The organism is Pseudomonas sichuanensis (genome assembly GCF_024749065.1).
GTDB lineage: Bacteria > Pseudomonadota > Gammaproteobacteria > Pseudomonadales > Pseudomonadaceae > Aquipseudomonas > Aquipseudomonas sichuanensis.
Genome location: NZ_CP087185.1, coordinates 4,180,037 through 4,204,971, shown reverse-complemented (window position 1 = coordinate 4,204,971; position 24,935 = coordinate 4,180,037). Strand labels below are relative to the sequence as shown.

Genomic DNA, 24,935 nt, shown 5'->3' with positions numbered 1-24,935 from the left:
CTGGCGCTCTGCGGCCCATGATACGCCTGTGTTGGCGCGCCGGGGCCGTACTGCGACCTTTAGTCGCGTTGGGTGATGGTTTGAATCGTGATATGGCGAGTGTCAATTGATCCAGGTCATGGGGCCTGCAGGAATTGTGGCGTCAGTGCCGGCCTCTTCGCGGGTGAACCCGCTCCCACAGGTACTGCACCGCATCAGAAACCGGTGAGAGTCCTGTGGGAGCGGGTTTACCCGCGAAGAGGCCAAACCTGCCTTACTCGGCCTTGGCCGGTGCTGGCTCCTGTTGCGACAGGCTGTACACATACGCCGCCAGCAGGTGCACCTTGTCGTTGCCCTGCAACTGTTCCTGGGCCGGCATCTGGCCCTGGCGACCGTAGCGGATGGTCTGTTGCAGCTGGGCGAAGCTCGAGCCGTAGATGAACGCCTGCGGGTGGGTCAGGTTCGGCGCACCCATGGCTGGGGTGCCCTTGCCCTCAGGCCCATGGCAGGCCACGCAGGTGGTGGCGAAGATCTGCTGGCCCTTGACCGGGTCGGCCTTGGCATCTTCGGGCAGTGTGCGGCCGTCGAGCTTGGTCAGCACGAACGCCGCCACATCGGCCACACCCTGTTCGCCGATCACCGTGGTCCAGCCCGGCATCACGCCGTGGCGCCCGCCCATGATGGTGGTCTTGATGGTTTCCGGTTCACCGCCCCAGCGCCAGTCGTTGTCGGTCAGGTTGGGGAAACCGTAGGCGCCCTTGGCGTCCGAGCCGTGGCACACCGAGCAGTTGGAGGCGAACAGGCGTGCGCCCATCTTCAGCGCCTGCGGGTCCTTGGCCACTTCCTCCAGCGGCATGGCGGCGAACTTGGCGAAGATCGGCCCGAAGCGGGCGTCGGCCTTGGCCATCTCCTTTTCCCACTCGTGCACGCCGGTCCAGCCTGGCTGGCCGTTGCTGAACTCGGTCTTTTTGTCGTTATCGACGTAGGCGTACCCCGGCAGGATGCCTTTCCAGTTGCCCAGGCCCGGGTACAGCACCAGATAGCCGAGGGCGAACACGACGGTGCCGACGAACAGCCAGAACCACCATTTGGGCAGCGGGTTGTCGTACTCCTCGATGCCATCGAAGGCGTGGCCGACGGTTTCGTCGGTGATCTCTTCGCGCTGGCCCTTGCGGGTCGACAGCAACAGCCAGCTCAAGGCGAAGATGGTGCCCAGGGTCAGGACGGTGACGTACAGACTCCAGAAGGTTGTCATTGTTGTTTGCTCCCAGAAGCTTTTTGCGCTTTCGCGTGCTCAACGTGGCGAGTGGCCTCGGGGTCGTCCGCAAATGGCAACTGCGTGGCCTCATCGAAGTCCTTTTTGCGCCGCGGGCTGAACACCCACAGCGCCAGGCCCACGAAAGCCACCAGCACCACGACGGTGCCCAGGCCGCGAATCATCCCGATATCCATCAGTGTCACCGTTTGCTTTTGATGAGGGTGCCAAGGCCTTGCAGGTACGCCACCAGGGCGTCCATCTCGGTCTTGCCCTTGACCGCGTCGCGGGCACCGGCGATGTCTTCGTCGGTGTACGGCGTGCCGAGGGTGCGCAGGACTTCCAGTTTCTTGGCGGTGTCCTTGCCATCGAGCTTGTTCTCGACCAGCCACGGGTAGGACGGCATCTTCGATTCCGGCACCACGTTGCGCGGGTTGTACAGGTGCGCGCGGTGCCAGTCATCGGAGTAGCGGCCACCCACGCGGGCGAGGTCCGGGCCGGTACGCTTGGAGCCCCACAGGAACGGGTGGTCCCACACGCTTTCGCCGGCCACCGAGTAGTGGCCGTAGCGCTCGGTCTCGGCGCGGAACGGGCGGATCATCTGCGAGTGGCAACCCACGCAGCCTTCGCGGATGTAGATATCGCGGCCTTCCACTTCCAGCGCGGTGCGCGGCTTCATGCCCTCGACCGGCTTGTTGGTGACGTCCTGGAAGAACAGCGGGACGATCTGGGTGAGGCCACCGACGCTGACGGCGATGACCATGAAGAAGGCCATCAGGCCAATGTTCTTCTCGACTGCTTCATGCTTCATCAGTGGGCTCCCACGACGACGATCTTGGCGGCTTCCTCAGCCTGTACCGGGTTGGCCGCGCGAACGGTGCGGAACACGTTGTAGGCCATCAGCAGCATGCCCGAGGCGAAGAACGCACCGCCCAGGGCGCGGACGATGTAGCCCGGGTGGCTGGCCTGCAGCGCTTCGACGAACGAATAGGTGAGGGTGCCGTCGTCGTTGATGGCGCGCCACATCAGGCCCTGGGTGATGCCGTTGACCCACATCGAGGCGATGTACAGCACGGTGCCGATGGTCGCCAGCCAGAAGTGCGCGTTGATCAGGCCGACGCTGTGCATCTGCTCGCGGCCGTACAGTTTGGGGATCATGTGGTAGACCGCGCCGATCGAGATCATCGCCACCCAGCCGAGGGCGCCGGCATGCACGTGGCCGATGGTCCAGTCGGTGTAGTGGGACAGCGAGTTGACCGTCTTGATGGCCATCATCGGGCCTTCGAAGGTGGACATGCCGTAGAACGCCAGCGACACCACCAGGAAACGCAGGATCGGGTCGGTGCGCAGCTTATGCCAGGCCCCCGACAGGGTCATCATGCCGTTGATCATGCCGCCCCAGCTCGGTGCCAGGAGGATGATCGACATCACCATGCCCAGCGACTGCGCCCAGTCCGGCAGGGCGGTGTAGTGCAGGTGGTGCGGGCCGGCCCAGATGTACAGGGTGATCAGCGCCCAGAAGTGCACGATGGACAGGCGATAGGAGTAGATCGGGCGCTCGGCCTGCTTGGGCACGAAGTAGTACATCATCCCGAGGAAGCCGGTGGTGAGGAAAAAGCCCACGGCGTTGTGGCCGTACCACCACTGGATCATCGCGTCGGTGGCGCCGGCGTAGGCCGAATACGACTTGAACAGGCTCACCGGCAACGACATGTGGTTGACGATGTGCAGCATCGCGGTGACCACGATGAAGGCACCGTAGAACCAGTTGCCGACATAGATGTGCTTGGTCTTGCGCTTGACGATGGTGCCGAAGAACACCAGCCCGTAGGTCACCCAGACGATGGCCAGCAGGATCGCCAGCGGCCACTCGAGCTCGGCGTATTCCTTGGTGGTGGTGAAGCCCATGGGCAGCGTGATCAGCGCGCCGACGATCACCGCCTGCCAGCCCCAGAAGGTGAAGGCGGCCATGCTGTCGGAGATCAGGCGGGTCTGGCAGGTACGCTGCACCACGTAGTAGCTGGTGCCGAACAGGGCACAGCCACCGAAGGCGAAGATCACCAGGTTGGTGTGCAGTGGGCGCAGGCGGCCGAAGCTCGTCCATGGCAGGTCCAGGTTGAGCTGGGGCCATACCAGTTGCGAGGCGATGAAGACGCCAAGCCCCATGCCAAGGATCCCCCAGACCACCGTCATGATGGCGAACTGGCGGACGACCTTATAGTTATAAGCAGTCGGACTGATTGCAGTGCTCATTCTAAGGTTCCACGGTTTGGGTATTCTTGTTGGTTGGTAAATCGGCGCCAGTATCAATAACCACCAGGGTTATTACAATGCAAGGCGACTGGTGCCGACCCGTGTCCAAACCCTGTTCGCCACCGTCCCGTGGCGTCGGGGTTCGAACGATTGTACACAAATAAATCTTTGTAATGTGTACCGTTTCCCATGTTTTTCTGATCGATCGGTCAAGCTTTTATTGCCGGGACGGGCACGCAAGGCATCATCCCAAAGCGCGGGCTCGCAAGGCTGGAATCGCTGCGTGGTGTCAGGCTGTGCACCACGTCTGCTCCGGCTGCTGCGAGCGGGGCCACTGTGGCAACAAGCTTAGTTGTGTTCGGAGGGGGTGCAAGGCGGGGAGGGGTGAGCTAGGGGATCGTGGGAGCGGGTCGTGGGAGCGGGCTTGCCCCGCGATAAGCGTCGGCCCCGGCGATGAGGTCGTCAGGCCTGGCGCTATCGCGGGGCAAGCCCGCTCCCACGAAGGGACTACTTGGCAGTTACGGTTTCTGGCACTTGATCCTGCGACAGGCTGTACACATACGCCGCCAGCAGATGCACCTTGTCATTGCCCTGGATGTCCTGCTGCGCCGGCATCTGGCCCTGACGGCCGTAACGGATGGTCTGCTGCAGCTGGGCGAAGCTCGAGCCGTAGATGAACGCCTGTGGATGGGTCAGGTCAGGTGCGCCCATCGCCGGGGTACCTTTGCCTTCCGGCCCGTGGCAGGCGACGCAGGTGGTGGCGAAGATCTCCTTGCCCTTGACCGGGTCGGCCTTGGCTTCCGCTGGCAGGCTGCGCCCGTCCAGGCCGGTCAGCACGTAAGCGGCCACATCGGCCACGCCCTGCTCGCCGATCACCGTGGCCCAACCCGGCATCACGCCGTGCCGGCCGTTCATGATCGAGGCCTTGATGGTTTCCGGCTCGCCGCCCCAGCGCCAGTCCTTGTCGGTCAGGTTGGGGAAGCCGTAGGAGCCCTTGGCGTCCGAACCGTGGCACACCGAGCAGTTGGAGGCGAACAGCCGGCTGCCCATCTTCAGCGCTTGCGGGTCCTTGGCCACTTCTTCCACTGGCATGGCGGCGTACTTGGCGAAGATCGGGCCGAACTTGGCGTCGGCCTTTTCCATCTCTCTTTTCCACTCGTCGACGCCGGTCCAGCCGTTCTCGTAGCCGGGCAGGATGCCTTTCCAGTTGCCCAGGCCCGGGTACAGGATCAGGTAGCCCACCGAGAACACCAGGGTGCCGACGAACAGCCAGAACCACCACTTGGGCAGCGGGTTGTCGTACTCCTCGATGCCATCGAAGCTGTGGCCCATGGTCTGGTCGGTGGTGTCGCTGCTCTGGCCCTTGCGGGTGCCGAGCAGCAGCCAGGTCAGGCCGATCAGGCTGCCGATGGTCAGTACGCTGATATACGTACTCCAGAAGGTGGTCATTGCCCATTACTCCTCATGGCGGGTTCCTGCCCGGCAGGGGGCAGGCGGTCGTCGACGAAGGGCAGCAGGCGCGCTTCGGCGAAATCACGGTCGCGGCGACGGTTGAACACCCAGAGCGACAGGCCGATGAAGGCGATCATCACCACCAGGGTGCCCAGGCCACGGATCATGCCGATGTCCATTTCCATCGCACTCACCTCTTGTTCTTGATCGAGGTGCCAAGCACCTGCAGGTAGGCGACCAGCGCGTCCATCTCGGTCTTGCCCTTGACTGCGTCGCGGGCCCCGGCGATGTCGTCGTCGGTGTACGGCACGCCGAGGGTGCGCAGGGTGCGCAGCTTGACGTCGGTGTGGCTGTTGTCGACCTGGGTCGCCACCAGCCAGGGATAGGACGGCATCTTCGACTCCGGTACCACGTTGCGCGGGTTGTACAGGTGCGCGCGGTGCCAGTCATCGGAGTAGCGGCCACCCACGCGGGCGAGGTCCGGGCCGGTGCGCTTGGAGCCCCACAGGAACGGGTGGTCCCACACGCTTTCGCCGGCCACCGAGTAGTGGCCGTAGCGCTCGGTTTCGGCGCGGAACGGGCGGATCATCTGCGAGTGGCAACCCACGCAGCCTTCGCGGATGTAAATGTCGCGACCTTCGAGCTGCAAGGCGGTGTAAGGCTTCATGCCCTCCACCGGCTTGTTGGTGACGTCCTGGAAGAACAGCGGGACGATCTGGGTCAGGCCGCCGATGCTGACGGCGAACACCATCAGCAGCGCCATCAGGCCTATGTTTTTCTCAACGACTTCATGTTTCATCAGGCTCTACTCCTCAAGCCAGCTGGGCGTTGGCAGGGGCTTCCACAACGCTTGGCGAACGCACCGTGCGCCAGGTGTTCCAGGCCATCAGGAACATGCCGCTGAGGAAGATCGCGCCACCGACGAAGCGCACGACGAAGCCTGGGTGGCTGGCCACCAGGGTTTCCACGAACGAGTAGGTGAGCGTGCCGTCGCTGTTGACCGCGCGCCACATCAGGCCCTGGGCGATGCCGTTGACCCACATCGAGGCGATGTACAGCACGGTGCCGATGGTCGCCAGCCAGAAGTGCGCGTTGATCAGCCCGAGGCTGTACATGCGCTCCTTGCCGAACACTTTGGGGATGGTGTGGTACAGCGCGCCGATGGAAATCATCGCCACCCAGCCGAGGGCGCCGGCGTGTACGTGGCCGATGGTCCAGTCGGTGTAGTGGGAGAGGGCGTTGACCGTCTTGATGGCCATCATCGGGCCTTCGAAGGTGGACATGCCGTAGAACGCCAGCGACACCACCAAAAAACGCAGGATCGGGTCGCTGCGCAGCTTATGCCAGGCCCCCGACAGGGTCATCATGCCGTTGATCATGCCGCCCCAGCTCGGCGCCAGCAGGATCAGCGACATGATCATGCCCAGCGACTGGGCCCAGTCCGGCAGCGCGGTGTAGTGCAGGTGGTGCGGGCCGGCCCAGATGTACAGGGTGATCAGCGCCCAGAAGTGCACGATCGACAGGCGATACGAATACACCGGGCGCTCGGCCTGCTTGGGCACGTAGTAGTACATCATCCCGAGGAAGCCGGCGGTGAGGAAGAAGCCCACGGCGTTGTGGCCGTACCACCATTGCACCATGGCGTCGGTGGCCCCGGCGTACACCGAGTACGACTTGGTCAGGCTGACCGGCAGCTCCAGGTTGTTGACGATGTGCAGCAGCGCCACGGTGAGGATGAACGCGCCGAAGAACCAGTTGCCCACATAGATGTGCTTGGTGTTGCGCTTCATCAGCGTGCCGAAGAACACCACGGCGTAGGCGACCCAGACGATGGTGATCAGGATGTCGATCGGCCATTCCAGTTCGGCGTACTCTTTCGAGCTGGTGTAGCCCAGCGGCAGGCTGATCGCCGCCAGCAGGATCACCAATTGCCAGCCCCAGAACGTGAACGCGGCCAGGCGCGGTGCGAACAGGGTGGTCTGGCAGGTGCGTTGCACCGAATAATACGAGGTGGCGAACAGGGCACAGCCGCCGAAGGCGAAGATCACCGCGTTGGTGTGCAAGGGTCGCAGGCGGCCGAAGCTGGTCCACGGCAGGTCAAGGTTAAGGGCGGGCCAGGCGAGCTGGGCGGCAATGAAGACGCCGAGCCCCATCCCGACGATGCCCCACACCACCGTCATGATGGCGAATTGGCGGACCACCTGATAGTTGTAGGCGGTACTGCTGGTTGTGTTCATGTATGGGTTCCCATCCACGGTTATAGGCAGGCTAGACAGCGAGGCAAGCATGATTAATGGGCAAAGTGCCGGTATTGACGGGGATCAATGGGCGCAGATTGCAAATGCCCCAGGCTTGCGCTGCGATCCTCCGCGAATCACCGGCGAAAGCGGGCAAACCAGCTGGCTGATCCTGGCCCACGGCGCGGGTGCACCGATGGACAGCGGGTTCATGGACGACATGGCGCAAAGGCTGGCAGGGCTTGGGGTAGGGGTGGTGCGCTTCGAGTTTCCGTACATGGCCCAGCGGCGTGTCGACGGTGGCCGGCGCCCGCCCAATCCGCAGAAAGTTCTGCTCGACTGCTGGCGCGATGTATACAGCCAGGTGCGACCTTTGGTCGCGGGGCCTCTGGCCGTCGGTGGCAAGTCCATGGGCGGGCGCATGGCCAGCCTGCTGGCGGACGAACTCGGTGCCGATGCGCTGGTGTGCCTGGGCTATCCGTTCTATGCCGTGGGCAAGCCGCAAAAGCCCCGCGTCGAGCACCTGGCCGGGCTGCGCACGCGCACGCTGATCGTCCAGGGGGAGCGCGATGCCCTGGGCAATCGGGAAGCGGTGCAGGGGTATGAACTATCGCCAGCGATCGAAGTGAGCTGGCTGGTGGCGGCGGACCATGACCTGAAGCCGCTGAAGGCTTCGGGGTTCAGCCATGAGCAGCATCTGCAGGCGGCGGCCCAGAAGGTGGCGGGGTTTTTGAAAAACTGAGTGGGTTAAGGCTCATCGCCGGCAAGCCGGCTCCCACAGGATATCGTGTGACCCTGTGGGAGCCGGCTTGCCGGCGATGGGGCCAAAGCAGGCTGGCGCTTAGTCGCGGTACTCGCACAGGTAGGCGGTATCGACCTTCACCTGCAGCTGGAACTTGCTGTCGGCGGCAACATTGAACTTGTCGCCGGCGTTGAAGGTTTCCCAGTTCTCGCTGCCTGGCAGCTTGACGATCAGCGCACCGGAAACCACATGCATGATTTCGCGCTTGGCGGTGCCGAACTCGTATTCGCCCGGGGCCATCACGCCAACGGTAGCCGGACCTTCGCTGCTTTCGAAGGCGATCGACTTGACGGTGCCATCGAAGTACTCATTGACCTTGAACATGGGCGACTCCTGAAAAAGGGGATGAAAAAAAGGGCTGGCCAGTATGCCCAAGGCCCGCCCTTGCGTCATCTGTTTCAGGCGCCGCCCAGCGGCAGGCTCAACGGCAGCAGCCGGGCAGTATTGCGCGCGTCTTCCAGCGCGCGATGCTGCTGGCCGCTGAACTGCAGCCCGGCCAGTTGCAGGGCGCTGTTGAGCCCCGCCGGCCGCTGCAGGTGGCGGGCCTTGGCGAAGCGCTGCTTGAGGTTGATGTGCGGCAGTTGCTCGAGCAGGCTGCGCTGGTGATGCAGTTGCCACTCCTGCAGCAGTTGCTTGCGGTCGTAGTCGCCCCAGCTGACCCAGGCCTGCAGCTGCGCCTGGTGATCGCCCAGCCAGCGCTCGAACGCGCCCCACACCGCGCTGAAGGGCTCGGCGCCGTCGACATCGGCCTGGCTTATATGGGTCAGCTCGCGGCAGAACGGCGTCAGCTGTGGCCGCCGCCGGGGCCGTACGAAGCGCTGGAAATGGTCGACCTCGCGCCCCTCACGGGTGACCAGGCTCGCGCCGATTTCTATGATTTCCATCTCCGTGACCGGCCAGCCGCCGTCGTCGGTGGTGGCTTCCAGGTCGATCACCAACCAGTGGCCCATGCCAGGCTCCCTATCAATACGCGGTAGCCCGCGTCCTCACGCGCGGGCCCCTAGAGGGTAGCCAATGTCCGCGCGCGCGACATCCCCTGGCACTTTGGCATATCCGGCGGTTGTGCCCGCCTGGGAAAACGCCTAGCTTAAGCGCATCCAGGCCACTACCCGTGACGAGTGTCTCGACTTGATCCCTCTGCCCAGCCTCAAGCTCTCCTGCTCTGTGCTGTTGTTCGCCGCACTGTCGCTGACGGCAGCAGCGTGGGCGGGCGAGGCGGTCGAGGTGAAGATCGGCGCGGCGCATTTCCCGCCTTACACCGTGCGCCCCGAGCAGGGCGCTGACACCGGCCTGCTGCCACAACTGGTGGAGGCTTTGAACGAGCTGCAGAACGACTACCGCTTCGTGCTCGTGCCCACCTCGATTCCCCGGCGCTTTGGCGATTTCCAGCAAGGCCGCACCGACATGGCGATTTTCGAAAACCCGCAGTGGGGGTGGCAGGGGATCGCGCACAGCACCGTGGACATGGGGCTGGAAGATGCCGAGATCTTCGTCACGCGCCAGCAGCCGGGGCGTGACCAGCAGTATTTCGATGATCTGCACGGCAAGCGCCTGGCGTTGTTCAATGGCTACCACTACGCCTTCGCCGACTTCGAGCCCGACCCGGTGCTGCTCAGGCAACGCTATCAGGCGACCCTGACCTACTCCCACGACAGCAACCTGTCCATGGTCGAGCGCGGTCGGGCCGACATCGCCCTGGTCACTCGCTCTTACCTGAGCGACTTCCTCAAGCGCAACCCGTCCAGCGTCAGCCAGCTGCTGGCCTCGCAGCGGGTCGACCAGGTCTACCACCACTACGCACTGCTGCGCCCGGATGCGCCGATAAGCCCGGAAAACTTTACCGGGCTGCTGCGCCGGCTGCGCGAGAACGGTGAGTTGTTGCGTATCTTCAAACCCTACAAGATCACGGTCGAAGCGCCCCACGACTAAATTGCCGGGGCATGAGGACGTTTTCAGGAGTGAGCCTTTCTTTCATTTCCTGTGAGCCCTGACATGCCGTTCGATGCCGCTACGCCCCCTTGCGCGCCCCGCTGGCGCAGCCTGCAGGCCGACGAAGGCGATTGCCGCCTGAGCCTGACCCTGGAAGGGCGCCCCCTCATCAGCCTGCGCCTGGTACCTGGCGAGCCCCTTGAAGCGCACCTGCAACAGATTTGCCCCGAGCGCCCCGAGCAGGCCCTGTGGGCCGCCTGCTACTGGCTGCTGTCACGCGACCCGGCCTGCCAGCGCCTGGCCTGGCACCTGCCGCAACCAATCCCGCAAGCCGTCGCCAGTGGCCTGTTGCTGCCCGACCAGGCGCCGGGGCGTTACCTGTGCGAACGCACGCTGTTCTGGCAACTGCCCCAGCCGTGGCTCGGCGAGTCGCTGGCCGGGGTCTATCCGCAGCAGATGCAGTTGAGCAATGGCAAGCGTCACCCGCGCCGGGCGCCCAAGCCACGGGGTGAGGTGTACCGGCGCTTCGATGCGCGTCTGGGGGCCTGGGTTTCGCTGCGCACCCTGGAAATCAGCCAGGACCTGGAACGCTTCAACCGCTGGCAGAACAATCCGCGCGTGGAGCAGTTCTGGCAGGAGGGCGGCTCGCTCGAGCAACACCGCGAGTACCTGACCAAGCTTGAACAGGACCCGCACACCCTGACCCTGATCGGTTGCTTCGATGACGAGCCGTTCGCCTATTTCGAGGCGTACTGGGCCAAGGAAGATCGCATCGCGCCGTTCTACCCGGCCGACGACTACGACCGTGGCATCCACATGCTGGTGGGCGAAGAGACGCATCGCGGCCCGCACAAGGTCGCCAGCTGGTTGTCGGCGCTGGTGCACTACCTGTTCCTCGACGACCCGCGCACCCAGCGGGTGGTGGCCGAGCCGCGTGCCGACAACGGCAAGATGATCGGCTACATGCACGACCAGTGCTTCCACTGCGAGAAAGAGTTCGATTTCCCGCACAAGCGGGCGGCGTTGATGATCCTGGGGCGGGAGCGGTTCTTCGAGCGCTGCAGGCTCGCCTAGCGGCTCAAGCCACAAGCCGCCTGCGGCTCAAGCTGCAAGCTGCAAGGGAAGAGCGGATCGACGTCCGGCTACTTCTTGCAGCTTGCAGCTTGCAGCTCGAAGCTTTCAGCTGCTTTTGAGGCTGCTCTTGCGGCAGTGGATCAGGGCATCGCGGATCATGAAGTTGACCAGCGTCGGCGACACCCCCAGTTCCTTGGCGATGTCCTTCTGCGGCACGCCATGCAAGCGGTACATCTCGAAGGCGTAACGGGTGCGCTGGGGCAGTTCGTTGAGCGCTTCGGCAATGTGCTCGAGGGTGGCCAGGTTGATGTGCGTGGCTTCGGGCGAGGCGTTCTGGATGACCACGTTCAGCCCTTCCTCCTCGCTGCCGGAGTACTTCAGCTCCATGGCCTGCTTGCGGTAGTGGTCGATGGCCAGGTTGCGCACGATCTGGAACAGGTAGCTGAGCTGGGCCTTGAACGAAGAGGTAATCTGCGGCGCGTCGCTGAGTCGGAAGAACGCGTCCTGCACCACATCCTCGGCGCGCGAACGGCAGCCAGTGATGCGCGCGGCGATCTTGACCAGGATGCTGCGGTTGTCGACGAACGCCTGGAGCAGCGGTGAATCGCACTTACTTGTGGACAGTTGTTCCGCCATGGAATTTTCACCTTGTCTCAGAGGGAAAGGGAGCACATCCCGTGGGGAGGCTTCCTACGACGTGCGACAAACTATTCAGAATGATAATGATTGTCAAATACGAAAGTTAATGATTAAGCATTCGATCTGGTTCTAAGCCGAACACTGTGAACTGCTTCAAACCGTCGCAGGCCCCAACGCCTCTACCCGCTGCCCGGCGGGGCTAATTTCTTCCCCTGTCCATCCGTTCCCCTGTGTACATCCGGCTGCCCAGCGCTGCCCGCCAGCTTGGCGCGGTACAGCATCGGCACGACTCAACCAGACACTGGCAGGAACATTCCATGACGGACGCCTTCGAACTCCCGCACTCGCTGGTCCAGGCCCTGGCGCAACGCGCCGAGCAGACCCCGGAGCGCATCGCCTTGCGCTTTCTGGCCGATGCGCCAGGCGAGCAGGCCGTGCTCAGCTACCGGGACCTCGACCAGCGCGCGCGCACCATTGCCGCCGCGTTGCAGGCCCGTGCCGGTTTCGGTGAGCGTGCCGTGCTGCTGTTCCCCAGTGGCCCGGACTACGTCGCGGCGTTCTTCGGCTGCCTGTATGCCGGGGTGATCGCGGTGCCGGCCTACCCGCCGGAGTCTGCCCGCCAGCACCACCAGGAACGGCTGCTGTCGATCATCGATGACGCGCAGCCGCGCCTGTTGCTGACGGTAGGGGCGCTGTGCGAGAGCTTGCAGGGCCTGGAAGCGCTGGTCGGGGAAAATGCCCCGGTGCTGCTGGCCGTGGACAGTCTTGACCCGCAGCTGGCCGAACAATGGCGTGAACCTGCGCTGGCCAATGACGATATCGCCTTCCTGCAGTACACCTCTGGCTCCACTGCGCTGCCCAAAGGCGTGCAGGTCAGCCACGGCAACCTGGTGGCCAACGAACAACTGATCCGCCAGGGCTTCGGCATCGACCTGAACCCCGACGACGTGATCGTCAGCTGGCTGCCGCTGTACCACGACATGGGCCTGATCGGCGGCCTGCTGCAACCGATCTTCAGCGGCGTGCCCTGCGTGCTGATGTCGCCCGGCTATTTCCTCGCCCGGCCACAGCGCTGGCTGCAGGCCATCAGCGAGTACGGTGGCACCATCAGCGGCGGCCCGGACTTCGCCTACCGCTTGTGCAGCGAGCGGGTCAGCGAGGCCGCCCTGGCCGGGCTCGACCTCAGCCGCTGGCGCGTGGCCTATTCCGGCTCCGAACCGATCCGCCAGGACAGCCTCGACACCTTCGCCGACAAATTCGCCCGCTGCGGCTTCCAGGCCAGCAGCTTCTTCGCCAGCTACGGCCTGGCCGAGGCCACCCTGTTCGTCAGCGGCAGCCGCCGTGGCCAGGGCATCGGCGCGCTGGAGCTGGACGCCGAGGCGTTTGCCGCCAACCGCGCCGAGCCGGGCCAGGGCAGTGTGCTGATGAGCTGCGGCTACCCGCAGCCGGGCCACGCCGTGCGCATCGTCGAACCGCAGCAGTTGCAGGTGCTGGGCGACAACCGGGTGGGCGAGATCTGGGCCGGCGGCCCGAGCATCGCCCTGGGCTACTGGCGCAACCCCGAAGCCAGCGCACGCACCTTCGTCGAAATGGATGGCCAGACCTGGCTGCGCACTGGCGACCTGGGTTTCATGCGTGACGGCGAAGTGTTCGTCACCGGGCGCCTGAAAGACATGCTCATCGTCCGTGGCCAGAACCTCTACCCGCAGGATCTGGAAAAGACCCTGGAGCGTGAAGTGGACGTGCTGCGCAAAGGCCGGGTGGCGGTGTTCGCCGTCGACGACCAGGGCGAGGAGGGCATCGGCGTGGCGGTGGAGATCAGCCGCAACGTACAGAAGGCGCACACCCCCGAAGCGCTGATCAACACCCTGCGTCGGGTGATCGCCGACGCCTGCCGCCAGGCCCCGGCGGCGGTGCTGCTGCTCAACCCCGGCGCGCTGCCCAAGACCTCCAGCGGCAAGCTGCAGCGCGCGGCCTGCCGCCTGCGCATGCATGACGGCAGCCTGGATTGCTACGCCCGCTTCCCGTTCGTCGCCGCGAAGGGCAGCACAGAGGTTGCCGGCAGCGACCTGCAAGCACGCATCGCCGGTATCTGGCGCGAGCTGCTCAAGGTCGAAGCCGTGGCGGCGGATGATCACTTCCTGCTGCTGGGCGGCAACTCCATCGCCGCCACCCAGGTCACCGCGCGCCTGGGTGACGAGCTGGGCATCCAGCTGAGCCTGCGTACCCTGTTCGAAGCACCGACCCTGGCCGAATACAGTGCCGCGGTGGCGGCCATCCTCGCCGAAGGGGGCAAGGCTGCCGGCGCTATCGACACCCAAGGTCGCGACCAGGCCCTGCCCCAGTCGCTGGCGCAGAACCGTCTGTGGCTGCTGTGGCAGCTGGAGCCTGCGTCCGCCGCCTACAACATCCCCGCCGGCCTGCACCTGCGCGGCGAGCTGGACCAGGCCGCGCTGCAGGCCAGCTTCCAGGCCCTGGTGGCCCGCCACGAATCCCTGCGCACGGTGTTCGACGAGGTCGACGGCCAGGCCGTGCAGCGCATCCTGCCGAGCCTTGCGTTCAACCTCCAGCACTGCGACCTCGAGGGCCTGGAGCCCGCCGAGGTGGCCGCGCGCCGCGAAGACGAAGCGCAGCGCCCGTTCGACCTGCGCCAGGGCCCGCTGCTGCGGGTGACCCTGGCCCGCCTGGATGACGAAGAGCACCAGCTGTGGGTGACCCTGCACCACATTGTCGCCGACGGTTGGTCGCTGAACATTCTGCTCGACGAGTTCGCCCGCCTGTACGCGGCGCAAGGGCAGGTACAGTTGCCCGAATTGCCACTGGGCTACGCCGACTACGGCACCTGGCAGCGCCAGTGGCTGGCCGACGGCGAAAGCGCCCGCCAGCTCGATTACTGGAAGCACGCCTTGGGCGATGAACTGCCGGTGCTCGACCTGTGCACCGACCAGCCCCGCGCCAGCCAGCAGCACAATCGCGCAGCGCGTCACAGCCTGAAGGTGCCGACCCGACTCGCCACAGCCCTCAAGGACCTGGCCCGCGACCAGCAGGCCAGCCTGTTCATGGTGCTGCTGGCCGGCTGGCAGGCGCTGCTGCACCGCTACAGCGGCCAAGGCGACATCCGCGTTGGCGTGCCCAACGCCAACCGCCCGCGCCTGGAAACCCAGGGCATGGTCGGCTTCTTCATCAACACCCAGGTGCTGCGCGCCGAGCTCGATGGCCGCCTGCCGTTCGCGCAACTGCTCGGCCAGGTGCGCCAAGCCACCCTCCAAGCCCAGGCCCACCAGGACCTGCCGTTCGAGCAGTTGGTCGAGGCGCTGCCGCAGGCCCGTGAGCAGGGCCTGTTCCAGGTCATGTTCAACCACCAGCAGCGCGACCTTTCGGCGCTGCGCCGTTTGCCCGGCCTGCTGGCCGAAGAGCTGCCCTGGCACAGCCGCGAGGCCAAGTTCGACCTGCAGCTGCACAGCGAGGAGGACCACCAGGGCCGCCTGACCCTGGCCTTCGACTACGCCGCCGGGTTGTTCGAGGCGGCCACCGTCAAGCGCCTGGCCAACCACCTGTTGGCGTTCTTCGAACAAGTGTGCGCCCAGCCGCAGCTGGCGTTGGCTGAGGTGCAACTGCTCGATGAACCGAGCCGTGCGCAACTGCTGCACTGGGGCCAGGCCCCGGCCGCGCAGCCACAACAGCTGCTGGTCGAGCAGCTCAACGAACAAGCCCGCCTGACCCCCGAGCGCACCGCGCTGGTATGGGACGGCGGCCAGCTCACTTATGGCGAGCTGCACCAGCAGGCCAACCGCCTGGCCCACTACCTGCGCGACAAGGGCGTCGGCCCGGACACCTGCGTAGCCATCGCCCTCGAGCGTTCGCCGCAGCTGCTGGTGGGCCTGCTGGCCATCCTCAAGGCCGGCGGCGCCTACGTGCCGCTGGACGTGGACTACCCGGCCGAACGCCTGGCCTACATGCTCAAGGATTGCAACGCCGGCCTGCTGCTCAGCCACAGCAGCCAGCTCGAAACCCTGCCGGAAGTTGACGGCGTCAGCGCCATCGCCCTCGACCAGCTGCACCTGGACAGCTGGCCAAGCCAGGCCCCGGGGCTGCACCTGCACGGCGACAACCTCGCCTACGTGATCTACACCTCCGGCTCTACCGGCCAGCCCAAGGGCGTGGGCAACACCCATGGGGCCCTGGCCGAGCGCCTGCAATGGATGCAGCAGGCCTATGCGCTGGACGACAACGACGTGCTGATGCAGAAAGCGCCGATCAGTTTCGACGTGTCGGTGTGGGAGTGCTTCTGGCCGTTGATCACCGGCTGCAAGCTGGTCCTGGCCGGCCCCGGCGAGCACCGCGACCCGCAGCGCATTGCCCAGCTGATCCAGCAGCACGGCGTGACCACGCTGCACTTCGTGCCGCCGCTGCTGCAGGTGTTCGTGCAAGAGCCGTTGGCGGCTGGCTGCACCAGCCTGCGCCGGCTGTTCTCCGGGGGCGAGGCGCTGAGCGCGGCCCTGCGCGACCGCGTGCTGCAACTGCTGCCCCAGGTGCAGTTGCACAACCGCTACGGCCCGACCGAAACCGCTATCAACGTCACCCACTGGCACTGCCAGACCAGCGACGGCCAGCGCTCGCCGATCGGCCGCCCGCTGGGCAACGTGCTGTGCCGGGTGTTGGACGATGAATTCGAATTGACCCCGCCAGGCGTCCCGGGCGAGTTGTGCCTGGGCGGCGCCGGCCTGGCCCGTGGCTACCTTGGCCGTCCTGGCCTCACTGCCGAGCGCTTCGTGCCGCAGCCCGACGGCGAGGGCGCGCGCCTGTACCGCAGTGGCGACCGTGCCCGCTGGCACGTGCAGAGTGAATCCCTGGAGTACCTCGGGCGCCTGGACCAGCAGGTCAAGGTGCGCGGCTTCCGCGTCGAGCCTGAGGAAGTGCAGGCGGTATTGCTGGCGCAACCAGGTGTGCAGCAGGCACTGGTGCTGATCCACAAGGACGCCGTCGGCGCCCAGCTGGTCGGCTACTACAGCGGCATCGAACAGACCGACGCCGTGCTCGGGGCCCTGGCCGAGCGCCTGCCGGCCTACATGGTGCCGGCGCAACTGATCCACCTGGCGCAGATGCCCCTCGGCCCAAGCGGCAAGGTGGACCGCAAGGCACTGCCGGCGCCGGTGTGGCAGCAGCGTGATCACGTCGAGCCGCAAACCGAACTGCAACAGCAGGTGGCGGCGATCTGGCGCGAGGTGCTGAACCTGCCCCAGGTCGGCCTGCACGACGACTTCTTCGCCCTTGGCGGCCACTCGCTGCTGGCCACCCAGATCGTTTCGCGCAGCCGCCAGGCACTGGACGTCGAGCTGCCGCTCAAGGCCTTGTTCGAGGCCAGCGAGCTGGGCGCGTTCTGCGCCGAGATCGCCCGCCTGCAGGGCAGCGGCGAGCGCAACCAGCAAGGCGCCATCGCCCGGGTCGACCGCCGTCAGGCGGTGCCGCTGTCGTACTCGCAGCAGCGCATGTGGTTCCTCTGGCAGATGGAGCCGGACAGCCCGGCCTACAACGTCGGCGGCATGGCCCGTTTCAAGGGCGTGCTGCACGTGGACGCCTTCGAGCGCGCCCTGCAGGCGCTGATCGTGCGCCACGAAACCCTGCGCACCACCTTCCCCAGCATCGACGGCAAGGCTTACCAGTGCGTGGACGACGACAGCCACCTGCAACTGCAATGGCATGACTTCAGTGCCTTGCCCGACGAGGCCCGCCAACAACGCCTGCAGCAACTGGCCGACGACCAGGCGCACCAGCCGTTCGACCTGGCGCGCGGCCCGCTGCTGCGCGCCTGCCTGGTCAAGGCCGGTGAGCGCGAGCATTACTTCGTGCTGACCCTGCACCACATCGTCACCGAAGGCTGGGCCATGGACATCTTCGCCCGCGAACTGGGCGAGCTGTACGAAGCCTTCGTCGACGAGCGCGAATCGCCGCTGGCGCCGCTGCCGGTGCAGTACCTCGACTACAGCGTCTGGCAGCGCCAGTGGCTGGAAAGCGGCGAGGGCGCGCGCCAGCTGGCGTACTGGCAAGACCGCCTGGGCGACGAGCACCCGGTGCTGGCCCTGCCGGCCGACCGCCCACGCCCGGCGGTGCAGAGCCACCGCGGCGAGCTGTACCGCTTCGACCTGGACCCTGCGCTGGTCAAGCGCGTGCATGCCTTCAATGGCCAGCGCGGGCTGACCCTGTTCATGACCATGACCGCCACCCTGGCCGCCTTGCTGCACCGCTACAGCGGCCAGCGCGACCTGCGCATCGGCGCGCCGGTGGCCAACCGCATCCGCCCGGAAAGCGAAGGGCTGATCGGCGCCTTCCTCAACACCCAGGTGCTGCGCTGCGAGGTGGACGGGCAGATGAGCGCCAGCGCGCTGCTCGAGCAGGTGCGCAGCGCCATCATCGACGGCCAGTCGCACCAGGACCTGCCGTTCGAGCAGTTGGTCGAAGCGCTGCAGCCGCCGCGTTCGAGCGCCTACAACCCGCTGTTCCAGGTGATGTGCAACGTGCAGCGCTGGGCCTTCCAGCAAAGCCGCGAGCTGGTGGGCATGCAGGTGGACTACCTGGTCAACGACGCCAGCGCCACCAAGTTCGACCTGTACCTGGAGGTCACCGACCTCGATGGCCGCCTGGGCTGCTGTTTCACCTACAGCCGCGACCTGTTCGACGAACCGCGCATCGCGCGCATGGCCGAGCACTGGCAGCAGTTGCTCGAAGCGCTGTTGGACAACCCGGCGCAGCGCCTGTGTGAGTTGCCGATGCTGGCCGAGGCCGAGCAGCAGGTGCTGGTGGGCCAGTTGCAGGGGCAGCAGGACTTCGAGCTGAATCAGACGCTCCACGGCCTGTTCGCCGCCCAGGCCGAACGCACCCCCGAGGCGCTGGCGCTGACCTTCGCAGGCCAACACCTGAGCTACGCCGAACTCGACCAGCAGGCCAACCGCCTGGCCCGCGCCCTGCGCGAGCGCGGTGTCGGCCCGCAGGTGCGGGTGGGCCTGGCGCTGGAGCGTTCGCTGGAGATGGTGGTCGGCCTGCTGGCCATCCTCAAGGCCGGTGGCGCCTATGTGCCGCTGGACCCGGAATACCCGCTCGACCGCCTGCGCTACATGATCGAAGACAGCCGCCTGGGCCTGCTGATCGGCCAGCGCAGCTTGCTCGAAACCCTGGGCGAGTTGCCCGCAGGGGTGGCCAGCTGGAACCTGGAGGACGATGCCGCACGCTTGTCCGCCTACAGCGACGCGCCGCTGGACAACCTCAACCTGCCGCAGCACCAGGCCTACCTGATCTACACCTCCGGCTCCACCGGCAAGCCCAAGGGCGTGGTGGTCAGCCACGGCGAGATCGCCATGCACTGCCAGGCGGTGATCGCCGAGTTCGGCATGCGCAGCGACGACTGCGAGCTGCACTTCTATTCGATCAACTTCGACGCCGCCAGCGAACGCCTGCTGACGCCGCTGCTGTGCGGTGCCCGCGTGGTGCTGCGCGCCCAGGGCCAATGGGGTGCCGAAGAGATCTGCCAGGTGGTGCGTGAGCAGCAGGTGAGCATCCTTGGCTTCACCCCGAGCTACGGCAGCCAGCTGGCCCAGTACCTGGCCGGGCAGGGCGAGCAGTTGCCGGTACGCCTGGTGATTACCGGCGGCGAGGCACTGACGGGCGAGCACCTGCAACGTATTCGCCAGGCGTTCGCCCCGCAGCAGTTCTTCAACGCCTACGGCCCCACCGAAACCGTGGTCATGCCGCTGGCCTGCCTGGCCCCCGAGCAACTGCCCAGCGACGCTGGCAGCGTGCCGATCGGCCGGGTGATCGGTGCCCGCAGCGCCTACATCCTCGACGACGACCTGGCGCTGCTGCCGCAAGGCGGCATCGGCGAGCTGTACGTCGGCGGCGCCGGCCTGGCCCAGGGTTACCACGACCGCCCGGGCCTGAGCGCCGAGCGCTTCGTCGCCGACCCGTTCAGCCACCACGGCGGGCGCCTGTACCGCACTGGCGACCTGGTGCGCCTGCGCGCCGATGGTCTGGTGGAATACGTCGGCCGTGCCGACCAACAGGTGAAGATCCGCGGCTTCCGCATCGAGCTGGGCGAAATCGAAAGCCGCCTGCAGGAGCATGCGGATGTCGACGAGGCCGTGGTCCTGGCCCTCGACCTGCCGGGCGGCAAGCAGCTGGTGGGTTACCTGGTGTGCACGCAAGCCAAGGCCGACAGCGAGGCCCAGGCCCTGCTGCGCGAAGCGGTCAAGGCCGACGCCCGTCAGCACCTGCCGGACTACATGGTGCCGGCGCACCTGGTGCTGCTCGACAGCCTGCCGCTGATGGGCAACGGCAAGCTCGACCGCCGTGCGCTGCCGGCGCCGGACCTTGAGCAGGCGCGCCAGCACTACCAGGCCCCGGCCAACGAGCTGGAAACGCAACTGGCGCAGATCTGGCGCGACGTGCTCAACGTCTCGCGCATCGGCGTGCAGGACAACTTCTTCGAGCTGGGCGGCGACTCGATCCTGTCGATCCAGGTGGTCAGCCGCGCCCGCCAGCTGGGCTTGCAGTTCACCCCGCGCGACCTGTTCCAGCACCAGACCATCCAGACCCTGGCCGCCGTGGTGACCCGCAGCGCGGCATCGAGCGACATCGAGCAGGGCCCGCGCCAGGGGCGCAGCGGCCTGACGCCGATCCAGCACTGGTTCTTCGACAGCGAAGTGCCGCAACCCCAGCACTGGAACCAGGCCGTGCTGCTCGAAGCGCGCCAGCCGCTGCAGGCGGAGCAACTGGAACAGGCCCTGGCCGCGCTGGTGGCCCACCACGACAGCCTGCGCCTGCGCTTCAGCCAGGCCCAGGGCCGCTGGCAGGCCGAGTACACCCAGCCGCACACCCAGCCACTGCTGTGGACTGCCACCGTGGCCGACTTCAACGACTGCCAGGCACTGTACAGCGACGTGCAACGCAGCCTCGACCTTGCGCAGGGCCCGCTGCTGCGCGCCTTGCTGGTCAGCGACGGCCAGGGTGCCCAGCGCCTGCTGCTGGCGATCCATCACCTGGTGGTCGATGGCGTCTCCTGGCGTGTGCTGCTCGAAGACCTGCAAGCGCTGTATCGCGGTCAAACCCTGGCCGCCAAGACCCACGCCATGGGCGACTGGGCTGCACGCCTGGCCAGCTACGCGGGTTCCGATTCACTGCGTGACGAGCTGGGCTGGTGGGAACGCCAGCTGGGCAGCGCCCGCCATGAATTGCCGTGCGATCACCCCCAGGGCGGCAACCTGCATCGCCATGCCCAAAGCCTGGCCATCGAACTCGATGTCGAGCAGACCCGTCAGTTGCTGCAACAAGCGCCGGCGGCCTACCACACCCAGGTCAACGACCTGCTGCTGACCGCATTGGCGCGCACCCTGTGCCGCTGGACCGGTGACGAGCAGGTGCTGGTGCAGCTGGAAGGCCATGGCCGCGACGGGCTGTTCGAAGACATGGACCTGACCCGCAGCGTCGGCTGGTTCACCAACGCCTATCCGCTGAGCCTGAGCCCGGACATGGCCGAAGGCGAGGTGGCCCGCGCGGCGTCGATCAAGCGCATCAAGGAGCAACTGCGCCAGGTGCCGCACAAAGGCCAGGGCTACGGCGTGCTGCGCTACCTGGCCGATGACGCCGGCCGTGAGCGCATGGCGGCGCTGCCCCAGGCGCGCATCACCTTCAACTACCTCGGCCAGTTCGACCAGCAGTTCGACCAGGCCGCGCTGTTCCAGCCACTGGATGCGCCGGCGGGCCTGGCCCATGACCTGGACGCGCCGCTGCCGAACTGGCTGAGCGTGGATGGCCAGGTGTACGGCGGCGCCCTGCAACTGCGCTGGAGCTTCAGCGCCGAGCGCTACGACCAGGCCACCATCGCCACCCTGGCCGAAGCCTATCGCCAGGAACTGCTGGCGCTGGTCGGCCATTGCCTGGCCGATGGCAACGGCAGCTTCACCCCATCGGACTTCCCCCTGGCGCAACTGACCCAGGAGCAGATCGACGCACTGCCGGTGCCCGCCGCGCAGATCGAGGACGTCTACCCGCTGACACCGATGCAGGAAGGCCTGCTGCTGCACACCCTGCTGGAGCCGGGCACCGGCCTGTACTACATGCAGGACCGCTACCGCATCAACAGCGCCCTCGACCCCGAACGCTTCGCCCAGGCCTGGCAGGCCGTGGTCGCCCGCCACGAAGCACTGCGCGCTTCGTTCAGCTGGAACGCCGGCGAGGCGATGCTGCAGATCATCCACAAGGCCGGCAACACGCCGGTGGACTACCAGGACTGGCGCGGCCTCGACGACGACGCCCAGGAACAACGCCTGCAGGCCCTGCACAAGCAGGAACGCGAGGCCGGCTTCGAGCTGCTGCGCGAGGCGCCGTTCCACCTGCGCCTGGTGCGCGTGGCCGATGAGCGCTACTGGTTCATGATGAGCAACCACCACATCCTCATCGATGCCTGGTGCCGCTCGCTGCTGATGAACGACTTCTTCGAGCTCTACCAGGCTCTTGGCGAGGGCCGTCAGGCGCAGCTGCCGGTGCCGCCGCGCTACCGCGACTACATCGGCTGGCTGCAACGCCAGGACCTGGGCGAGGCGCGCCAGTGGTGGCAGGCCAACCTGGCCGGTTTCGAACGGGCCACGGCAATCCCCAGCGACCGCCCGCTGCGCCATGACCATGCCGGTGACGGCATGGTGGTCGGCGACTGCTACACCCGCCTGGACGTCACCGAAGGTGCCCGCCTGCGCGAACTGGCCCAGGCCCACCAGCTGACGGTCAACACCTTCGCCCAGGCGGCCTGGGCCCTGACCCTGGCCCGTTGCAGCGGCGAGCGCGACGTGGTGTTCGGCGTCACCGTGGCCGGGCGCCCGGTGAGCCTGCCGCAGATGCAGCGCACCGTCGGGCTGTTCATCAACAGCATCGCCCTGCGCGTGCAGTTGCCGCAGCCGGGTGAACGGCGCAGCGTGCGCCAGTGGTTGCAGGGTTTGCTCGACCGCAACATGCAGCTGCGCGAGTACGAATACCTGCCGCTGGTGGCGATCCAGGAATGCAGCGAACTGCCCAAGGGCCAGCCGCTGTTCGACAGCCTGTTCGTGTTCGAGAACGCCCCGGTGGAAACCGCCGTGCTCGACCACGCCCAGCACCTGAACGCCAGCTCCGACTCGGGCCGTACCCATACCAACTTCCCGCTGACCGCGGTGTGCTACCCGGGCGACGACCTTGGCCTGCACCTGTCGTTCGACCAGCGCTACTTCGACTACCCGAGCGTCGAGCGCCTGCTGGGCGAGTTCAAGCGCCTGCTGCTGGCGCTGGTGGACGGCTTCGAAGGCGAGGTGGGCGAACTGCCGCTGCTGGGCGCGGATGAACAGCGCTTCCTGCTGGACGACTGCAACCGCACCGAGCATGCCTACCCGTTGGAACAGAGCTACATCGAACTGTTCGAAGCGCGGGTCGCCGCGCATCCGCAGCGCACCGTCGCCCGCTGCCTGGAGGCGTCGTTCGACTACGCCGGGCTTAACCTGGCGGCCAACCGCCTGGGCCATGCCCTGGTCGCGGCCGGGGTTGCCATCGACCAGCCGGTGGCACTGTTGGCCGAGCGTGGCCTGGCGCTGCTGGGCATGATCGTCGGCAGCTTCAAGGCGGGCGCCGGCTACCTGCCGCTGGACCCAGGCCTGCCATCGGCACGCCTGCAACGCATCGTCGAACTGAGCCGCACCCCGGTGCTGGTGTGCAGCGCGGCCTGCGCCGAGCAGGCGCGCCAGTTGCTCGATGAAGTGGCGGGCGCGGTACGGCCGAAACTGCTGGTATGGGAAGAGGTGCAGGCGAGCAACGTGGCCAGCCACAACCCAGGCATCCATAGCGCACCGGACAACCTTGCCTATGTGATCTACACCTCCGGCTCCACCGGCCTGCCCAAGGGCGTGATGGTCGAGCAGCGCGGCATGCTCAACAACCAGTTGAGCAAGGTGCCGTACCTGGTGCTGGACGAGCAAGACGTGATCGCCCAGACCGCTTCGCAGAGCTTCGATATCTCGGTCTGGCAGTTCCTTGCCGCGCCGCTGTTCGGCGCCACGGTAGAGATCGTGCCGAATGCCATCGCCCATGATCCGCAAGGCTTGCTGGCCCATGTGCAGGCCACCGGCATCACCGTGCTGGAAAGCGTGCCGTCGCTGATCCAGGGCATGCTGGCCAACGATCACCAGGCGCTGGACGGCCTGCGCTGGATGCTGCCGACCGGCGAGGCGATGCCGCCGGAGCTGGCCGCGCAGTGGCTGCAGCGCTATCCGGCCATCGGCCTGGTCAACGCCTATGGCCCGGCGGAATGCTCGGACGACGTGGCGTTCTTCCGCGTCGATCTCGCATCGACCCAGGGCAGCTACCTGCCGATCGGCACGCCGACCGACAACAACCGCCTGTACCTGCTGGGCGAGGATCAGGCACTGGTGCCGCTGGGTGCGGTAGGCGAGCTGTGCGTCGCCGGTACCGGGGTGGGCCGCGGCTATGTCGGCGACCCGGTGCGTACCGCCCAGGCCTTTATTCCGCATCCGTTCGGTGCCCCGGGCGAACGCCTGTACCGCACCGGCGACCTGGCGCGTCGTCGCCCGGACGGGGTACTGGAGTATGTCGGGCGTATCGACCACCAGGTGAAGATCCGCGGTTACCGTATCGAGCTGGGCGAGATCGAGGCGCGCCTGCACGAACAGCCTGAGTTGCGCGATGCCGCCGTGGGTGTGCAGGAAGGCGTCAACGGCAAGCACCTGGTCGGCTACCTGGTGGCCCATCAAGGTGTCGAAGCCGATGCCGCGCTGCTCGACCAGCTCAAGCAACGCCTGCGTGCCGAGCTGCCGGAGTACATGGTGCCGCTGCACTGGGGTTGGTTCGACAGCCTGCCGCACAACGCCAACGGCAAACTCGACCGCAAACTGCTGCCGGCCATCGATATCGGCGGCCAGCACAGTCAGGACTACCTGGCGCCGCGCAGCGAGCTGGAAGAGACCCTGGCCGGCATCTGGGCCGACGTGCTCAAGGCCGAGCGGGTGGGCGTGCGCGACAACTTCTTCGAACTGGGCGGGCACTCGCTGCTGGCCACGCAGATCGCTTCGCGGGTGCAGAAGGCGTTGGCACTCAACGTGCCGCTGCGGGCGATGTTCGAGTGCAGCACGGTGGAGGAACTGGCGGAGTACGTGCAGGGGCTGCAGGGCAGCGCGCTGGATGAGGACAAGGTGGATCGGTTGAGTGATCTGATGGCGGAGCTGGAGGCGCTCTGACTTAATCGGGAAATCCGCGTCGGTCTCTTCGCGGGTAAACCCGCTCCCACAGG

15 protein-coding genes are annotated in these 24,935 nt (G+C 66.3%); 4 read left to right on the top strand and 11 right to left on the bottom strand.

Annotated elements, in window-relative coordinates; translation table 11 throughout:
- Positions 1–253: 253 nt before the first annotated feature.
- From ccoP (LOY51_RS19030) to ccoN (LOY51_RS18995), 8 genes are all read right to left on the bottom strand, one after another.
- Positions 254–1,234: a cytochrome-c oxidase, cbb3-type subunit III gene (gene ccoP, locus LOY51_RS19030; RefSeq protein WP_125464926.1), complete on the bottom strand. Its 981-nt coding sequence runs from the start codon at positions 1,232–1,234 to the stop codon at positions 254–256.
- Positions 1,231–1,431, bottom strand: coding sequence for a cbb3-type cytochrome oxidase subunit 3 (locus LOY51_RS19025; RefSeq protein WP_110994041.1), 201 nt, complete (start codon positions 1,429–1,431; stop codon positions 1,231–1,233). Before LOY51_RS19025 ends, ccoP (LOY51_RS19030) begins: the two co-directional genes overlap by 4 nt.
- A gap of 5 nt (positions 1,432–1,436) precedes the next feature.
- Positions 1,437–2,045 carry a cytochrome-c oxidase, cbb3-type subunit II gene (gene ccoO, locus LOY51_RS19020; protein WP_110994033.1) on the bottom strand — a complete coding sequence of 203 codons (609 nt, stop codon included), beginning with the start codon at positions 2,043–2,045 and terminating at the stop codon, positions 1,437–1,439.
- On the bottom strand, positions 2,045–3,487 hold the full coding sequence (ccoN, locus tag LOY51_RS19015) for a cytochrome-c oxidase, cbb3-type subunit I (RefSeq protein WP_125464925.1): 1,443 nt from the start codon (positions 3,485–3,487) through the stop codon (positions 2,045–2,047). The genes ccoO (LOY51_RS19020) and ccoN (LOY51_RS19015) overlap by 1 nt, the downstream gene beginning before the upstream one ends.
- Positions 3,488–3,994: 507 nt before the next feature.
- Positions 3,995–4,936, bottom strand: a complete 942-nt coding sequence (gene ccoP, locus LOY51_RS19010; RefSeq protein WP_125464924.1) for a cytochrome-c oxidase, cbb3-type subunit III — start codon at positions 4,934–4,936, stop codon at positions 3,995–3,997.
- Complete coding sequence (locus LOY51_RS19005) at positions 4,933–5,124, bottom strand: cbb3-type cytochrome oxidase subunit 3 (RefSeq protein WP_110994031.1); 192 nt, start codon at positions 5,122–5,124, stop codon at positions 4,933–4,935. Before LOY51_RS19005 ends, ccoP (LOY51_RS19010) begins: the two co-directional genes overlap by 4 nt.
- 5 nt (positions 5,125–5,129) lie before the next feature.
- Complete coding sequence (gene ccoO / locus LOY51_RS19000) at positions 5,130–5,738, bottom strand: cytochrome-c oxidase, cbb3-type subunit II (RefSeq protein WP_110994030.1); 609 nt, start codon at positions 5,736–5,738, stop codon at positions 5,130–5,132.
- Positions 5,739–5,751: 13 nt separating this feature from the next.
- A complete protein-coding gene (ccoN, locus tag LOY51_RS18995) occupies positions 5,752–7,176 on the bottom strand; it encodes a cytochrome-c oxidase, cbb3-type subunit I (protein WP_110994029.1) in 1,425 nt (474 codons plus the stop codon).
- 49 nt (positions 7,177–7,225) lie between these two features.
- On the opposite strand from ccoN (LOY51_RS18995), the gene LOY51_RS18990 reads away from it, so the two are divergent.
- The gene (locus tag LOY51_RS18990; protein ID WP_125859484.1) at positions 7,226–7,918 is read left to right on the top strand and encodes an alpha/beta family hydrolase; all 693 of its coding nucleotides are present in this window, start codon (positions 7,226–7,228) and stop codon (positions 7,916–7,918) included.
- 99 nt (positions 7,919–8,017) lie between these two features.
- Here LOY51_RS18990 and ppnP read toward each other — a convergent pair whose 3' ends face one another.
- Positions 8,018–8,302 (bottom strand): pyrimidine/purine nucleoside phosphorylase, encoded by a 285-nt coding sequence (gene ppnP, locus LOY51_RS18985; RefSeq protein ID WP_110994027.1) that lies wholly within the window; start codon positions 8,300–8,302, stop codon positions 8,018–8,020.
- Positions 8,303–8,376: 74 nt separating this feature from the next.
- Entirely contained in the window at positions 8,377–8,928 is a 552-nt protein-coding gene (locus LOY51_RS18980) for a 3'-5' exonuclease (protein WP_125464922.1), read from the bottom strand.
- Positions 8,929–9,106: 178 nt separating this feature from the next.
- On the opposite strand from LOY51_RS18980, the gene LOY51_RS18975 reads away from it, so the two are divergent.
- On the top strand, positions 9,107–9,907 hold the full coding sequence (locus tag LOY51_RS18975) for a substrate-binding periplasmic protein (protein ID WP_125859483.1): 801 nt from the start codon (positions 9,107–9,109) through the stop codon (positions 9,905–9,907).
- A gap of 63 nt (positions 9,908–9,970) precedes the next feature.
- Entirely contained in the window at positions 9,971–10,981 is a 1,011-nt protein-coding gene (locus tag LOY51_RS18970) for a GNAT family N-acetyltransferase (RefSeq protein ID WP_125859482.1), read from the top strand.
- A 105-nt stretch (positions 10,982–11,086) separates the two neighbouring features.
- On the opposite strand, the gene LOY51_RS18965 is transcribed toward LOY51_RS18970, so the two are convergent.
- Positions 11,087–11,617 (bottom strand): RNA polymerase factor sigma-70, encoded by a 531-nt coding sequence (locus LOY51_RS18965; protein ID WP_258642597.1) that lies wholly within the window; start codon positions 11,615–11,617, stop codon positions 11,087–11,089.
- A gap of 320 nt (positions 11,618–11,937) precedes the next feature.
- Between LOY51_RS18965 and LOY51_RS18960 the strand changes: the two genes are divergently transcribed.
- Positions 11,938–24,882, top strand: a complete 12,945-nt coding sequence (locus LOY51_RS18960; protein WP_258642595.1) for a non-ribosomal peptide synthetase — start codon at positions 11,938–11,940, stop codon at positions 24,880–24,882.
- Positions 24,883–24,935 lie beyond the last annotated feature (53 nt).